Genomic DNA, 16,218 nt, shown 5'->3' with positions numbered 1-16,218 from the left:
TCAGGCATTAAGTTGGTTCAGCAGTAACTTGAATCCCCTCAAGTTGGTTTCCTCATCAATTATCAGCGGCTCCAATCCTGCCATTTCGGCAAAATCTTCCAGGATCGCTACGGGAAGGTTTTGACTAAAACAGGTATGATGAGCCCCTCCTGCCAGGATCCAGGCTGCGCAAGCTGTTTTAAAATCCGGTAAGGGTTGCCACATGGTTCGGGCTACGGGGAGATTAGGGAGATCACGTGGTGGCTTGATAGCCTGAACTTTGTTAATTACCAATCGGTATTTATCGCCCATCGCTACCAGCGATGCGTTTAAGGCGCTGCCTTCACCCGCTGTAAAGACCAATCTGACGGGATCTGCTTTTCCCCCAATTCCCAGGGGATGGACTTCACATCGGATTTCCCCTTCTGCCAGACTTTCGTCTACTTCCAGCATGTGTGCTCCCAGAACTACTCCTCCTTGTTCCAGAAAGTCGTAGGTGTAATCTTCCATAAAGGCATTCCCACCAGGCAAGCCTGTTCCCATGACCTTCATGGCACGGACCAGCGCCATGGTTTTCCAGTCGCCTTCCCCGGCATATCCGTAACCCTGACAGGTCAACCGCTGAACGGCAATGCCCGGAAGCTGGTGCAGGCCGTAAAGGTCTTCAAAGGTATTGGTAAATCCTTTAAAGTTTCCTGCTTCAAGGAACTGCTTCAAGCCTAATTCGATTCGCGCAGCTTCCTTCAGGAAATCCCGGTGACTGCCTGCTACCTTCAATTTCTCATCCATCGTGTAGCTTGATTCGTACAAGCTCACCAATCGTTCGACTAAAACCGGATCAATACCATTCATTTGCTCGACGAGGTCACCGACCGCATGTGTATTTACCGAAAAGCCGAATTGCATCTCGGCGCCCACTTTATCCCCTTCGGTGACGGCCACCTGCCGCATGTTGTCCCCAAACCGTACAAATTGAGCCCCCTGCCAATCGTGCCAGCCAGCAGCTGCCCGACTCCAGTAATCGATTTCCTGGTGAACCGATGCCTCTTTCCAATGACCTACCACGACCTTTCTTCGCAGCTTCATCCGGGTACAGATATACCCAAATTCCCTATCCCCATGAGCACTTTGGTTCAAATTCATATAATTCATGTCGATGGTTTCCCAGGGAATGGTACGCTGGAATTGGGTATGCAAGTGAAGCAGTGGCTTGTTCAAAATTTTCAGCCCGTTAATCCACATCTTAGCCGGAGAAAAGGTGTGCATCCAGGTGATGAGGCCTATGCAGCTTTTTTGTGTGTTGGCATGGGCAATCACTTCATAAATTTCAGCCGCCGTGGTGACTATGGGCTTGAAAACAATAGGAACCGCTATTTTCTCGGATGCGTCCAAAGCCGAAGCTATTTCTCGGGCGTGCAGGGTTACCTCAGACAAGGTGGCTTCGCCATACAGGTGCTGGCTGCCTGTGATAAACCATACTTCGTATTGGGAAAAACTTTTCATAGAACCTGTTTGTATTTTAAATGTTATATTTACACCTTATTTTTGGAAATAAAAATAATCGGAAAAGAAATTTCCATAACCGGTGAAATGGGGGGGTATGCGAATTAAAATGTCTTTTTGACATGAAATTATTTTAAATGCCATCAGTCTGCTCCAAAATTAATTGCCGAAGCGATCCTTTTTTTGGATATTGAGAAAATAATAAGTAGCTATTGAAATGATCATTCCAGAAACCCAATGAATAAGTCCGTTTGCTTTATCTTTTTGCTCTATTTCAGCTATTTCCATGGCACTGCCCAATCGGATTTAACTTACAGGATATCAACGGATAAAGGCCCCATTGTCATAGAACTTTATCCGGATAAGGCTCCCGAAACGGTGGCCAATTTTCTCCAATACGTCGCAAACGATGCCTATGATGGCTCAACATTCTTTAGGGTTTGTACGCCCGGGAATGAAGCCGATAGGACGATTCAGATACAGGTGATACAAGGAGGAAACGTTCCTGAGGACCAACTATTGCCCCCCATACCCATAGAAACCACCCGGTCTACCGGAATACTGCATAAAAATGGTGTCCTTTCCATGGCAAGACTTGACCCAAACTCAGCACAAAGCAGTTTTTTTATTTGCATCGGCGACCAGCCGGAATTGGACTACGGCGGTAAGCGCCATCCGGATGGACAAGGGTTTGCAGCTTTTGGAAAGGTACTGGACGGCATGGATGTCGTAAGGCAAATACAGGGAATGGAAAACAAAGACCAATACCTTCTGGAGCCTGTACTTATCCAGCACATCACACGACTGAAAAACTCATAAACATATGAATGCGCTCCTTAAAAATTGCTTTTGCTTTTTTCTATTTGTTGGTTTCCACTTGTCAGGTATGTGCCAGCAGGTACCGACGGCGGAACTGAGAGCCCACGACCCGGTTATGGTTGAGGCGGAGGGGAGGTATTACCTGTTTACTACCGGAAGGGGAATTGCCGTCTGGTCCAGTAGTGATATGAAATGCTGGAAAAAAGAACCTCCGGTTTTTTCAAATGCCCCCGAATGGGTGGCCGAAGTCGTTCCCGGATTCAGAAACCACATCTGGGCTCCGGATATATTTGCCCATGAGGGTACCTATTACCTGTATTACTCCGTTTCGGCCTTTGGTAAAAACACATCAGCCATAGGGTTGGCCACCAGTACCAGCCTTGACCCCTCGGCCCCTGATTATGGATGGAAAGACCAGGGCCTGGTCATCCGAAGTGTTCCGGGAAGGGATCTGTGGAACGCAATCGATCCGAATTTGATCATGGACGAAGAAGGTTCGTTGTGGTTGAGTTTTGGCTCATTTTGGAGCGGTTTGAAAATAGTGGAACTGGAAAAAGACTTCAAAACCGTAAAAAAGGAGCCTGATAGCTGGTTTAGTATTGCCCGAAGGGCAAGATCTTTCACAACGGAGGATAGGACGGCCGGTGCAGCGGCTCTGGAAGCACCGTTCATTTTCAAAAAGAATGGGTTTTATTACCTTTTTGTCTCCTTTGATTATTGCTGCAGGGGAGAGAATAGCACCTATAAAGTGATGGTGGGAAGGTCTGAAGATGTCAGAGGTCCCTACCTGGACCAGAATGGAAAAAGGCTGCTGGAAGGCGGGGGAAGCCTGGTGGTTGAGGGAAATAAAAACTGGCATGGGGTAGGCCATAATGCCACCTATACCTTTGACGGAGAAGATTACCTTATTTTCCATGGATATGACGCATCAGATGAGGGAAAACCAAAACTTTTGATCAGAACATTGATATGGACGGAAGACGGGTGGCCCGAGGTATTCCTTTAAAGCTTATGGCAGATTAAACATTCATATACACTCCGGCTATTAAAGAAATAAATTCAAAACACATGAAGAGTGAATACTTAGAATTGAAAAGGGCCTGCTATGAGGCCAATATGGAACTCCCCAATCTTGATTTGGTGGTCTATACGTTCGGTAATGTAAGTGCAGTAAATAGGGAAAAAGCTGTTTTTGCTATCAAACCCAGTGGATTACCCTATAAGGACCTCAAACCGGAAGATATTGTCATTGTGGATTATGATAACCAGGTGGTAGAAGGCAAAATGAGGCCCTCCTCGGATACCAAAACCCATGCTTTTTTATATAAGCACTGGCAAAAGATCGGGGGCATTTGTCATACCCATTCTACCTATGCCGTATCCTGGGCGCAATCCCAAATGGACATTCCGATTTTTGGTACCACCCATGCAGATCACAATACCAAAGACATTCCCTGTGCCCCGCCTATGTCGGATGAGTTGATCGCCGGGGATTACGAACACATGACCGGGCAACAAATATTGGATTGTTTTTCAGAGAAGAACCTGTCTTATGAAGAGGTGGAAATGGTATTGATTGGCAATCATGGCCCCTTCACCTGGGGAAAGGATCCTGCCAAGGCCGTGTATAACAGCCGGGTTCTCGAAGAAATCGCTCGTATGGCGTACCTTACCCTTCAAATAAACCCCCATGCAAACCGATTGAAAGCCTCCTTGATTCGAAAACATTACGAGCGAAAACACGGCGCAGGTGCTTACTATGGGCAGGAAGGTAGCTAATACCCCAACTAAAAAACCTCCGGGACAATGTCCCGGAGGTTTGAACACTTAAAAAAACCACCAACCTTTAATTAAATTTAATTAGTTGCTCTTGCGAGCGACTGAATTTAATTTGTCTGCCAATAAATACATGACAGGTACTATTACTAACGTTAAAAAGGTCGCAAAGGTTAGGCCGAATATAACTGTCCAGGCCATGGGTCCCCAAAAATCTGCATTATCCCCGCCAATATAGAATTTTGGGTCAAATGAGGATAGCAACCCATAAAAATCGATGTTCATCCCCAATGCTAAAGGTATCAACCCCAGCACGGTAGTGACGGCCGTTAATAGCACCGGTCGTAACCTAATCTTCCCGCCCTGAATAATGCTGTCCAGTAACTCTTCTTTGGCCAAGAACTCACCTTCCGGAATATTTAGTTCTTCTCTTCTCCTTTCCCTCACCAGGTTCGTATAGTCAATCAAGACAATGGCATTGTTTACCACGACCCCTGCCAGGGAAATAATACCAATTCCGGTCATGATAATCACAAAATTCATATTGAAGGCAACCAATCCCAGAAAAACACCAATGGTACTGAATACCACAGAAGCCATGATGATAAATGGAGTAGTCACCGAATTAAACTGGGCTACAATGATCAGGAATATCAGGGATATGGAAATAAGCAAGGCTCTGGTAAGAAATTCAGCAGATTTAGCCTGCTCCTCCTGCTCACCTGTAAAGCTCACATCTATGCCTTCCGGTATCTCGAAATCCTGCACCAACTGTTTGATGGCATTATTGATTTCAGTGGCATTGAACCCATCATTGACATTGGAAGACAAGGTAATCACCCTTTCCAGGTCTTTTCTCTTTACCGAACCGTAGGTAGAACTGTATTCCAGACTGGCCACGGAGGATATGGGGATTTCTTTTTGATTGCCAAATTTATCCCTAAAACTGATCTTTTTATTCAATAGTGCTCCAATATCGTATCGGAACTCGTTCGCCAAACGTAACTGGATGGGGTAGTCGTCCTCACCTTCTTTATATTTGGAAACTTCTAATCCAAATAAAGCCGTCCTCAATTCATTGGCAATCGTGGAGGTCGATAAGCCAAACCTTCTCGCTTTTTCACGATCAATATCGATTATTAGTTCCGGATTACCTAGTTCCAAATCCGACTTCAACTCTTCGATTCCCTGGACGCCAGACTCGTTAATATGTTCCCGCAATTGATTGACAAAAGTGATAAGCTGATCAAAATTCTCACCGCTTATTTCAATATTGATCGGTTTCCCCACGGGAGGACCATTCCTTTGTTTATCAACCGTTACCAGCACACCGGGATAGCCTTCAGCAAGATTCCGGATTTTCTCCATGACCTCATTGGTATTCACTCCTTCGCGAAACTGGTATTCTTCAAATCCAATGGTGATTTTCGCCTTATGCGGAGTAGTGGCCTGGCTTGGTCCTTCCAATGGATCCCCCGTTCCTTCCCCTATTTGGGTAATGACGGATTCTATGATGCTTTCATAGGGCTCCAGAAGCTCAAAAAGATCATCTTCCAACTGATGGACAAAATCATTCGTCGCTTCGATATCCGTACCGATGGGCTTTTCCATGTAGATACTTACCAGCGCAGGCTGGTTATCCGGAAAAAAGAGAATCTTAGGAGCCCTGATTCCAAGTAGTACCAGCGAGACAACCAACAAGAGTGCCGTCCCTCCAAAAAAGAAATAGGGTTTAAATCCTCTTAACGCAAAGCGAAGCGTATTTTCGTACATGTTCTCCAGCTTTACTAAAAAGACATTTTGAAACCAGCGAATGGCTTTTCGGAGGGCAAAAACATTGAAAATAGTTAATAGCGCACCCAGAAATAATAGATTACCCAATGCTACCCAAGCTATAAAATAACATACAATGGCCAGGAACGTGAGCACCGCGGCTACAATCATTGGTTTTTTGACCGGCTTCTTTTCATCCACATCCTGAATTTTCATGAACAAGGCCGTCAGTACCGGATTAATGACCAATGCCACGAAAAGTGAAGAGGACAACACGATAATAAGGGTGATCGGAAGGTATTTCATAAACTCCCCGATAATATCGTCCCAAAATGCAAGTGGGAGAAAGGCGGCAAGCGTCGTAGCAGTAGAAGTGATAATCGGCCAGGCCACTTCTCCAACACCCTCCTTAGCTGCCCTGACGGGTGACATTCCTTCCTGCATTAAGCGATAGATATTTTCTACTACCACGATGCCGTTATCCACCAGCATTCCCAATGCCAGGATCAAGGAAAACAACACCATCAGATTCAGTGTCACTCCCAGCGAATTGAGCACTAAAAAGGATATGAACATGGATAATGGGATGGCGATTCCTACGAAGAGGGCATTCCGAAATCCCAGAAAAAACATCAATACCAATACCACCAGAATGACACCGGAAATGATGCTATTTTCCAAATTGTCTACCTGAGATCGAGTGGCCTTTGACTGATCATTGGTGATGGTTACTTCCAGATCCTCGGGAAACCGATTGATTTTTACTTCTTCTATCAGTTCTTTAATTTTATCCGAGGCATCCAGCAGGTTTTCGCCACTCCTTTTGACCACGTTGATGGTAACCACCGGGAGCTTATTACTTCTGGCATAACTTTCCCGCTCCTTATAAGTGTCGTTCACGGAAGCCACATCACGGAGGTACACGATATTATTATTTTCAGTCTTTACAATTACGTTTTCCAGTTGCATCGGGTCCGTGAATTCTCCTGCAATACGCATGGTTCTGCGGTAATCACCGCTCAGGATATTACCACCGGAAATCGTTACATTCTCATCCGATACTGCGCTGGAAATATCAGAAAAGGTTACCCCATTGGATTCCATTTTATACAAATCGGCGTTAATCTGAATCTCCCGCTCAACGGTTCCGCTCAAATCTGCACTGGATATTTCAGTGAGCTTTTCGATTTCATCTTCCAAATATTCACCGTATTGCTTCAGCTCCTGTTCCGTATAGTTACCGGAGATATTGACATTCATAATCGGGAATTCGGAAGTATTGATTTCCAACACATCTGGATCCCGATCCAAATCCGTTGGCAATTCACTCTTTGCCTTATCTACCGCATCCTTCACGTCTTGAAGGGCTTTCGATATATCCACGTTGGGGTTAAATTCTACCACAATGGAGGAAAAATCCTGAATCGAAGTCGAACTCACGTCTTTCAAATTATTGATCGACTTAAGTTCCTTTTCGATGGGTCTGGTAATCAGGTTCTCCATATCCACCGGAGAATTGCCCGGATAGGCCGTACCTACGTAGACCGTCGGAATAACGATTTCCGGAAAACTTTCTTTAGGCATCGTCCGGTACGCAAAAATGCCTAAAAATGTGATGATTAAAGTAAGGATTACCACGCTGGTTCGGTTATCCACCGAAAGCGAAGAAATGCCAAACTCCCTGATCACGCCTTTTTTTGAACTGTCTTCTGTAGCCATAAATGCGTTACGATGCGATGTTTACATTAAAATTATCTCCAACTTCCCGGAAACCTTTATCCACAAGGGTTTCAGTCCCTTCCAAACCTTCCAGTATTTCGGTTTTGCCTTCATAGGTCATCCCTCTTTCTACGTATTTCTTTCTGGCTAACCCTTCCTCTACCACAAACACATAACTTCCTTTGTTATCCTGTAAAATCAAGTAAGTAGGAACAATGACCGCTTCGGAATTTTCATAATCTTTAATATTCAACACCGAAAGCATATTTGGTTTAACCAGGTCCATTCTGGGTAAAAATACCTCTACCTTAAACGTGCGGTTGTCCGGATTAATGACACTTCCTATGGCTGTCACCTTGGTTTCCAACGTTTTATCGATGGACGGAAAACGGATGCTCACCGAGTCACCTTGTTCCAGTATCCCTATATACCGTTCGGAAATATCTCCCTCTATGAACAAGTCGTCCTCTCCTATCATGTTTACAATGGGGGTACCGGGTTGAACCAACTCGCCTACCCGGACCAGCAGTTCCTCCACCGTTCCATCAAAAGGAGCCCTGACGGTACTTTTATCCTTTTGCAACTGCAGGGAAGCCAGGTTTTTTTCCAGGGTTTCCATTCGGCTCTTAGCCTCCAAATACTGGATTTCCGTTCCTATTTGCTGGTTCCAAAGCCGCTCTTGCTTTTCAAAGATCGTTTTGGCCAAATCCAGCTGCGTCTGAATTTCAGCAAGGCTTCTTTCTACCGATTCGGAATCTATAATGGCAATTACCTGCCCTTTTCTAATGGACATTCCCTCCCGGGTGACGATTTCCTCGATTCTCCCGGAAAGCTCGGAACTAATATTAACGTTCTTTTTGGATAGAACGGAGCCGGTTACCTCCACGTAATGCTCAAAACTGCCTTGTTCCGGCTCGACGGTGGTAATAAGGACGGATTTACGCTGGTTTTTCCGAAATTCAGGATCCAGTTGAGCGATTTCATCCTCCAATTCCTGAATAGAAACTTTCAATGCTGCCGCTTCTGATTTGTAAGACGCCAGCTGGTCTTTTTTATCGGCAAGCTCGTCTTTTTGTGCCGAGCAGGAAACGACCCCAACCAGTAGGGCAAGGCTTAAAAACTTGATGGTATGTTTCATAAATGTGTTAAATCCTTTTTTATTTTAAAATTCCCAATGCTTTTTCTAAATCCACTTTTGCGATAAAGGCATCATACAAGGCAGAAAAATAATTTGTTTCAGCCTCTTTGAGGGCAGAATCTGCCTCTACAACCTCGAGATTGGAACCAACTCCCTCCTGGTATTTAATTTTGGACGTGTCATAAACCTCCAGGGCTAAATCCCGGTTTTCCCGCTGTACCTCCAGTGCTTTAAGGCTATTGATCAGGTTCTGCCGGGATTGAAATTTCTCTAACGCTATATTCTGAAGTAATGACTCCTTCTGCACTTCAAGTTGCCTGAGCTGTACCCTATTTTGCTGGATTTTATACCTTTTTGTAAATCCGTCGAAAATGGGAATTTGTAGTGTTACGCCCACAACGGACCCTGTAAACCATTCTCCAGACCACAAATTAGTCAGGTTGCCCCCAAAGGCATTTCGCTGAAAAGTATAGTTGGCATCCAGACGTGGCATGTATTGAATCTGATTATTTTTTAAGTCCAGCGTAGCAAGGTCATAATTGGTATTGATCTGATCGATTTCCACTCTAGGCTGTCCATCCTCCATCAGCAACCTCTCCGCTTCCAAAAGGGATTCCAAGCCTGTAATCGTATCCACAAGAGTAATGTCTTGATCCTGAGGCATACCCATTTGGAATTTCAACAGCCGCCGGCTTACCAGCGTCGCTGTTTTCGCTTTGTCTAATTCCGTTTGGATGTTGTTGTGCTGAACCTGAATCCGACTAACATCGATTTTTTCTGCAAAACCCTCTTCATATAGAATTTCAGTTTCTTTGAGGAGAGTGTCAATTCGGCTCAAATTGGCTCTCACCAATTCCTCTCTTTCCTCACTAACTAAAACTGAATAATACGCCTTTTTTACATTTTCAATTACCTCGAGTTCGGTAAACTTTCGGTCAACTTCTGCCAACTGCCGATAGGTTTTGGCTGCTTTTAATCCGATAAAATAAGAACCGTTGAAGATCATCTGGGAAACGGTCGCCGTCAAACCAGCCGTAAAATCCGGAGAAAATTTAACGCCAATAAACTCACCTTCCGCTGCCTCTGGGTCAAAAATTATCGCCGGAAAGGGAGAAATGGGTACGACCAGATTATTGGTCGCATTGAGGTTGGCATTAATTTGAGGCAGTCCCTCAGCAGTTCGCTCCCCTACCAAGCCCTTTGCAGCTTCTATTTCAAGTCTTGCATTCTTGGCCTCTGCATTATTTTCCAAGGCATAAGAGACACTTTCTTCCAAAGTAAGCGGTACACCTTGGGCGTTGGTTTCCATAAGATACGCGAACATCCAAACAAAAACGATTAAAACTACCTGTTTACTATTCATAAAATTAAGATTGCTGTGTTTGTAATTTTTTGTAATAGGTATTTCTTCCCTGATCGGTTAGTATTCCGTGAATAAAATGATCCAATGCCTGTAAATGAAAATCAAGCAAGCTGTATTTTTCCAAGGTCACGTTACCCGATATAAGGCTGGTAATTTGTTCCAAACGCATAAATGCCAAAATCTCCGAATTGATCTCCTTTCTGAAATCCCCTGATTGTTTTCCCTTTTCCAAAATCTGAACGATCCCTTTCCAAGCATGTTCCCGCTTAAAGCCCTCCAATTTTTCCCAGCACCCGGGATAAAACCGCTGAATGTCGTGCATCAGCAATGGGTTCATTCGGGAAAACCGTTCTCGTAAGTACCGCGTCATGTGTAGCAAATGGTCGATCACTTCTCCATCTCCTTGCATCATTTCGCAGAAATTGGACTCATCCTCTTTCAATGCTACGTCAAAAGAGGCGTTTACCAAATCTTCTTTATTGGCAAACTCCTCGTAAATGGTCTTTTTAGATACCCCTGCCTGTCGGGCGATTTCATCCATCGTGACGGCTCGAATTCCAAAAACCAGAAACTGTTCCAAGGCTATCTGAATTATTTTCTCTCTTGTTTCCAACTATTATTTCATAAACTTCCTGCCAAAAAACTCAGGAAACTATCAAAAGGTTCAAAGTTTCCGCAAACTTAAGGTGTTTTTTTGAAAAAAGGACGATCAGGCCGTCCATTTCGCTCATTTATTACGGGAGACATCAGAAGGATTGCTCTGAATCCTCGAATAGGGAATGAAAAAAACCAAATAATATTTTAAAGTTGGAAAGTCATTTTGGTGAACACTGTTCAATTTCGGTCACCTTGAAGGGAGAAGTGTCCGATTTCGAATACGAAGGCTCAAAATAGGCCCTCCTTTGTTGCGATTACAGTCGGTATATTATTCAAGCAATTTTGTACCTTTGCTGCTTCAAATTACCTATCGATTCCTTATGACGATTATCTTTTTTCAAACCTCTGAAAAAACAGTCTATGCCCTGGAATGCAGCCAGGCATTAGACGAAGCTACCCTGGAAAAATTAACCTGGCTCTTTGGTGGTGCGAAATATCTGGAACAGGACCGGATCTCCGAGCCATTTTTAGGTCCAAGAAAGGAAATGATTACCCCCTGGTCTACGAATGCCGTGGAAATTTGCCAAAACATGGGCATTCCGGTTGTTCATAGAATAGAGGCATTTTACCCTTATAAACAAGGGGATTTCATTGACCCCATGTTGCAAAGCCTCTATTCGCAGTTGGACCAGCAGCTTTTTTCTATTCAAAAACAGCCCCAGCCGATATTGTTAATTGAAGATATTGGAGGCTATAACGAAAAGGAAGGATTAGCCCTAAACCCGGAAGAAATAGCCTACCTGGAAGGGGTCAGTAAGTCATTAGGAAGACCACTGACCGATAGCGAGGTATTTGGATTTAGCCAGGTCAATTCAGAGCACTGTCGTCATAAAATTTTTAATGGAACCTTTGTGATTGACGGGGAAGAAAAACCCCTTTCGTTGTTCCAATTAATAAAGAAAACGGCTGCAACGAACCCTAATGGGGTCGTTTCTGCCTATAAAGACAACGTAGCCTTTGTAAAAGGCCCCAAAGCACTGCAATTTGCTCCTCTCAGCCAGGACAAATCGGATTTTTTTGCCATCCACGAAATCGATACCGTACTTTCTTTAAAAGCCGAAACCCATAATTTCCCCACCACGGTGGAGCCTTTCAATGGGGCAGCCACTGGTTCCGGTGGTGAAATAAGAGACCGGATGGCAGGGGGTACCGCCTCCATTCCATTGGCCGGCACAGCGGTATACATGACGGCCTATCCCCGAACGGCCAAAGATCGCTTCTGGGAAAAAGACCTGCCGGAAAAAAAATGGCTGTACCAGAGCCCCATGGATATTCTTATCAAAGCCTCCAATGGTGCCAGCGATTTTGGGAATAAATTTGGCCAACCGCTTATCTGTGGCAGCCTCATGACATTCGAGCACGAGGAACAGGGTAGCAAGTGGGGCTATGATAAAGTCATCATGTTGGCAGGAGGAGTGGGATTCACCAGGGCTCCCTATAGCCTAAAGCAAAAACCCGGTACTGGCAATAGCATCGTATTGATGGGAGGAGATAATTACCGGATCGGAATGGGGGGAAGTGCCGTGTCCTCCGTCAACACAGGTGTTCTCACCAATGCGCTGGAACTAAATGCCGTACAGCGATCCAATCCGGAAATGCAAAAAAGAGTGGCCAATGTGATTCGCGCCATGGCGGAAAGCGACGACAATCCCATTATTTCCATCCATGATCATGGTGCTGGCGGACACCTCAACTGCCTATCCGAGCTGGTCGAGGACACCGGCGGAACTATCCGGATGGAAAAACTACCCATTGGAGACCCTACCCTTTCTGCCAAAGAGATAATCGGCAACGAGTCACAGGAAAGAATGGGACTGGTGCTGGAAAAATCCAGACTGGAGACCATCAAAAAAATAGCAGCAAGAGAGCGCGCTCCGTTTTACGAAATCGGAGAAACCACCGGCGATTTTCATTTCCGGTTTGAGAATAGCCAAACCGGGGAGAAGCCCATCAACTGGAGCTTGCAGCACATGTTTGGATCATCTCCCAAAACAGTGCTTGAGGACCAGCACGCCATCCAATCCTATTCCGAGCCGGATTACTCAATAGACCAGATACCTGAGTACCTGAATCAGGTATTGCAATTAGAGGCAGTAGCTTGTAAAGACTGGCTTACCAATAAAGTGGACCGTTCCGTCACCGGACGCGTGGCCAGACAACAAACCATCGGTCCCATCCAACTGCCCCTAAATAATGTAGCGGTGATGGCCATGGATTACAGCGGAAAAAAGGGCATCGCCACCTCTATCGGCCATGCTCCCATAGCTGCATTAGCCAGTCCTGAAAAAGGATCCCGGCTGGCCATTGCAGAGGCCCTAACCAATTTGATTTGGGCTCCTCTGACAGCGGGAATGAAGGGGGTATCCCTTAGTGCCAACTGGATGTGGCCTACAAAAAATCAGGGTGAAAATGATCGGCTTTACCGGGCAGTGGAAGCAACCAGTCATTTTGCCATTGCACTGGGCATCAATATCCCTACCGGAAAGGATTCCCTGTCCATGACACAAAACTATCCCGACGGGCAAAAGGTGCTCGCTCCGGGCACGGTCATTATCTCCACCGTAGGTGAATGCGATGACATTAACCGCATCGTATCCCCGGCACTTAAAGAAATCCCCGATTCCACCCTACTTTATATTGATCTCTCTAATGATGAGGCACAATTAGGGGGAAGCTCGTTTGCGCAAATACTGAATAAGGTAGGTAGCCAAGTCCCGGACATAACGGATACAGGTTATTTTCTAACCGCATTTGCCGCCGTTCAGCAGTTGATCCGACAAGGCAATGTTATGGCCGGTCACGACATTTCTTCAGGAGGACTCATTACCGCCTTGCTGGAAATGTGTTTTCCCACTGAAGGTTCCGGTTTGCAAATACATTTGGAAAACCTGAACGAAAAGGATGCTGTCAAAGCCCTTTTTTCGGAAAATCCGGGATTGGTCATTCAGGTTCAAAACCCCGAGGAAGTATCGGACTACTTAAAAGAAGAAGGAATTGCCAGCGTAACCGTCGCTACGGTAAAAACCGATAGAAAAATCACTATCGAATCCCTTGACATAAGCTGGGAAATGCCCGAACTCCGGGATACCTGGTACCGGTCTTCCTACTTGTTGGACCGACAGCAATCGGGCTTAGTATTGGCGAAAGAACGATTTGAAAACTATACGAAGCAAGCCCTACGGTACCAATTCCCTGAAGGTTGGAAAGGCAGCTACCATGCCTTGGGCCTGAATCCGGAACGAAAAAAGGCTAGCGGAACCCAGGCAGCCATCATCCGCGAAAAAGGAGTCAATGGTGACCGGGAAATGGCTTATGCCTTGTGGCTGGCGGGATTTGATGTGAAGGATGTCCACATGACCGACCTCATTTCCGGAAGGGAAACCCTGGAGGACGTAAACATGATTGTTTTTGTAGGAGGATTTTCCAATTCGGATGTGTTAGGGTCTGCCAAAGGCTGGGCCGGTGCTTTTCTTTACAATGAAACCGCCAAAAAGGCGTTGGATCGATTTTATGCAAGGAAAGACACCTTAAGCTTGGGGGTTTGCAACGGTTGTCAGTTGATGATCGAACTGGGGTTGGTGAATCCCGAACATGCACAGAAAACCAAGATGCTACACAACGACAGCCATAAATTTGAATCTGCCTTTGTCAACGTGACCATACCTGAGAACAACTCCATCATGCTTCAGTCCCTTGCGGGAATGCGACTTGGTGTGTGGGTAGCGCACGGGGAAGGAAAGTTTCATTTGCCGATGGATAAAGCGGATTACCATACCTGTATGAGCTATTCTTACCGCTCCTATCCAGGAAACCCAAATGGCTCAGACCATGCGGTCGCCGGATTGGCCTCCGTTGACGGCAGGCATTTGGCCATTATGCCCCATATCGAGCGCTCCTTAGCACCCTGGAACTGGCCTCATATCACCGATGAAATGGCCCAACAAGAGGTTACCCCCTGGATTCAGGCATTTATAGATGCCAGGGACTGGGTGGAAGCCACTAAGGGTGGGTAAAACAAACAAATCGGGATTCGTACAATTCCGTATCAATCCCCAATTTTAATTCGGATAAACCTGGGTCTATAGAAGTTTGGTGAAATTTCGACATCTTCAAAAAAATCAAATGAATTAATATTATAGCTAATCAATAATTCCCCCGGTAAAGACAAGCTGGGATGCGCTTTCGCATTGTAACTGATCAGGTGTTTACCGTCTTTGAGATCAGTCGAGGCGTCCCAAACGGTAATTATGGGGCCAAATGGTCCTTCCGGAGATTGGGACAAACGCAGGCCTACCGTAGAAGCGATGCCGTCTGTCTGAAAAACCATGGCGTACCGCCCGTCTTCCAGTAAGGTTACGCTCAACTCATTGGAAGCTCTATCGGCAATGGATGCCGCGAGCATCATTTCTCCCTGCCAGCGCGTACCATCCCAAAACTTCCAACGGTTAAACTTTTCTATATCCCTGGGTTTTACCCTTGCTACCATCACTTCTTTTTTGACCCCCTTTACACCGTAAACATAGACATACCCGTCAGGTCTCAACGCTCCGGATTCCTTTGTGTTTACCAAAACACCAGCCCCAAAGGAACCGGTGCTTTCCGGTTTTCCATCCATATAAAATGGCGTATCTAGTTGACGCTGCCGCTCAAACGGAGGCTTACCTCCTGAGGGAAGGACGATCAATGTATTACCCACCTCCTTGAAATTGAACGTTTCTGCTCCGGTGGTGGTAATCCGGTAACCAAACAAGTAAATATCGTTGTTCCGAGCCTGATTTACAAAACCGTCGCCTAACCAAAAATATTCTCCTGGTTTAGAATTTGGGGTATTGGGTATAAAAAGAGACAGCGGTGCATTTTGCTCATCCAGGGCCCAATGGAAAGAAATGTTGGATGCTATCGGTTCTGCCCCGCGCATACATGCAACTGAATTATTGATCATCACAAAGGGGCTGTCCAGCTTTCCGTCAGTTATTTCTCCAATCAGACTGTCGCTAAATAACACCAATGTATTTCCTGTCGTATCAGCAGCAGTTGATTCCACGCCATCTAAAGGTATCGTAAATATCCCATCTCCACCAAACCAACCGGATGTTCTTTTAAATAGATTTGTCCAATTATCTGCTTCGCTGACAGTAAACTGTAGTTCGGTTATAGAGGAATTTGTCGGAATCAACCCTTTCCCATGTTTAGCTGAACATGAAATAAAAAATGCCCAAATCAATATAATTAAGGGTGCTTTCAAGTCCGATATTCTATTTGTTAAAATCCCCATCTCGGCTTTTTGATTCATTTTAGCTGTCACTGCTTTCACTCTAGTTCATTACAATTTCATCGACCATAAGCCAGGCTTTGCTTCCGGCGGCACCGTGCCAGGAAGGCAGGCGGTCCACGGGTTTGGCCAGTAGCTTGAGGTGGCGAACCCCCTCAGCCGAGAAGGGTATCTTAAGCTGCCTGAGCAGGGAGGGGTCCTCCTTGGAAAGCGGGTTGG

10 protein-coding genes are annotated in these 16,218 nt (G+C 45.5%); 4 read left to right on the top strand and 6 right to left on the bottom strand.

The window, feature by feature from the left end; genetic code table 11:
- Nucleotides 1-1,482, bottom strand: coding sequence for an L-arabinose isomerase (gene araA, locus GJS45_RS21170; protein ID WP_162343882.1), 1,482 nt, complete (start codon nt 1,480-1,482; stop codon nt 1-3).
- A 237-nt stretch (nt 1,483-1,719) separates the two neighbouring features.
- On the opposite strand from araA, the gene GJS45_RS21165 reads away from it, so the two are divergent.
- The 3 genes from GJS45_RS21165 to GJS45_RS21155 all read left to right on the top strand — a co-directional run bounded on the left by GJS45_RS21165 (nt 1,720) and on the right by GJS45_RS21155 (nt 4,080).
- Nucleotides 1,720-2,301 carry a peptidylprolyl isomerase gene (locus GJS45_RS21165; protein ID WP_162343881.1) on the top strand — a complete coding sequence of 194 codons (582 nt, stop codon included), beginning with the start codon at nt 1,720-1,722 and terminating at the stop codon, nt 2,299-2,301.
- Between the two features lie 4 nt (nt 2,302-2,305).
- Entirely contained in the window at nt 2,306-3,307 is a 1,002-nt protein-coding gene (locus tag GJS45_RS21160; RefSeq protein ID WP_235954910.1) for an arabinan endo-1,5-alpha-L-arabinosidase, read from the top strand.
- A gap of 62 nt (nt 3,308-3,369) precedes the next feature.
- Entirely contained in the window at nt 3,370-4,080 is a 711-nt protein-coding gene (locus tag GJS45_RS21155) for an L-ribulose-5-phosphate 4-epimerase (RefSeq protein WP_162343880.1), read from the top strand.
- A gap of 81 nt (nt 4,081-4,161) precedes the next feature.
- Here the strand turns inward: GJS45_RS21155 and GJS45_RS21150 are convergent, their stop codons facing one another.
- Genes GJS45_RS21150 through GJS45_RS21135 form a run of 4 tightly spaced genes read right to left on the bottom strand, consistent with a single transcriptional unit; the run spans nt 4,162 to nt 10,683 of the window.
- Nucleotides 4,162-7,569, bottom strand: coding sequence for an efflux RND transporter permease subunit (locus tag GJS45_RS21150; RefSeq protein ID WP_162343879.1), 3,408 nt, complete (start codon nt 7,567-7,569; stop codon nt 4,162-4,164).
- Between the two features lie 7 nt (nt 7,570-7,576).
- Nucleotides 7,577-8,707, bottom strand: a complete 1,131-nt coding sequence (locus GJS45_RS21145; RefSeq protein ID WP_162343878.1) for an efflux RND transporter periplasmic adaptor subunit — start codon at nt 8,705-8,707, stop codon at nt 7,577-7,579.
- Nucleotides 8,708-8,726: 19 nt separating this feature from the next.
- The gene (locus GJS45_RS21140) at nt 8,727-10,070 is read right to left on the bottom strand and encodes a TolC family protein (protein ID WP_162343877.1); all 1,344 of its coding nucleotides are present in this window, start codon (nt 10,068-10,070) and stop codon (nt 8,727-8,729) included.
- 4 nt (nt 10,071-10,074) lie between these two features.
- Nucleotides 10,075-10,683, bottom strand: a complete 609-nt coding sequence (locus GJS45_RS21135; protein WP_262887955.1) for a TetR/AcrR family transcriptional regulator — start codon at nt 10,681-10,683, stop codon at nt 10,075-10,077.
- Between the two features lie 364 nt (nt 10,684-11,047).
- Here GJS45_RS21135 and purL point away from each other — a divergent pair, with 364 nt between their 5' ends.
- Nucleotides 11,048-14,740: a phosphoribosylformylglycinamidine synthase gene (gene purL / locus GJS45_RS21130; RefSeq protein WP_162343876.1), complete on the top strand. Its 3,693-nt coding sequence runs from the start codon at nt 11,048-11,050 to the stop codon at nt 14,738-14,740.
- 32 nt (nt 14,741-14,772) lie between these two features.
- On the opposite strand, the gene GJS45_RS21125 is transcribed toward purL, so the two are convergent.
- Nucleotides 14,773-15,903, bottom strand: a complete 1,131-nt coding sequence (locus tag GJS45_RS21125; protein WP_235954908.1) for a DUF4185 domain-containing protein — start codon at nt 15,901-15,903, stop codon at nt 14,773-14,775.
- Nucleotides 15,904-16,218 lie beyond the last annotated feature (315 nt).

This window comes from Cyclobacterium salsum (assembly GCF_010119245.1).
GTDB classification, from domain to species: Bacteria; Bacteroidota; Bacteroidia; order Cytophagales; family Cyclobacteriaceae; genus Cyclobacterium; species Cyclobacterium salsum.
The sequence above is the reverse complement of the archived record's forward strand: the minus strand, read 5'-3'. Positions and strand labels throughout refer to the sequence as shown.

Coding starts and splice junctions, on each gene's coding strand:
- araA (WP_162343882.1), bottom strand. CDS start 1,482: ATGAAAAGTTTTTCCCAATACGAAGTATGGTTTATCACAGGCAGCCAG.
- GJS45_RS21165 (WP_162343881.1), top strand. CDS start 1,720: ATGAATAAGTCCGTTTGCTTTATCTTTTTGCTCTATTTCAGCTATTTC.
- GJS45_RS21160 (WP_235954910.1), top strand. CDS start 2,306: ATGAATGCGCTCCTTAAAAATTGCTTTTGCTTTTTTCTATTTGTTGGT.
- GJS45_RS21155 (WP_162343880.1), top strand. CDS start 3,370: ATGAAGAGTGAATACTTAGAATTGAAAAGGGCCTGCTATGAGGCCAAT.
- GJS45_RS21150 (WP_162343879.1), bottom strand. CDS start 7,569: ATGGCTACAGAAGACAGTTCAAAAAAAGGCGTGATCAGGGAGTTTGGC.
- GJS45_RS21145 (WP_162343878.1), bottom strand. CDS start 8,707: ATGAAACATACCATCAAGTTTTTAAGCCTTGCCCTACTGGTTGGGGTC.
- GJS45_RS21140 (WP_162343877.1), bottom strand. CDS start 10,070: ATGAATAGTAAACAGGTAGTTTTAATCGTTTTTGTTTGGATGTTCGCG.
- purL (WP_162343876.1), top strand. CDS start 11,048: ATGACGATTATCTTTTTTCAAACCTCTGAAAAAACAGTCTATGCCCTG.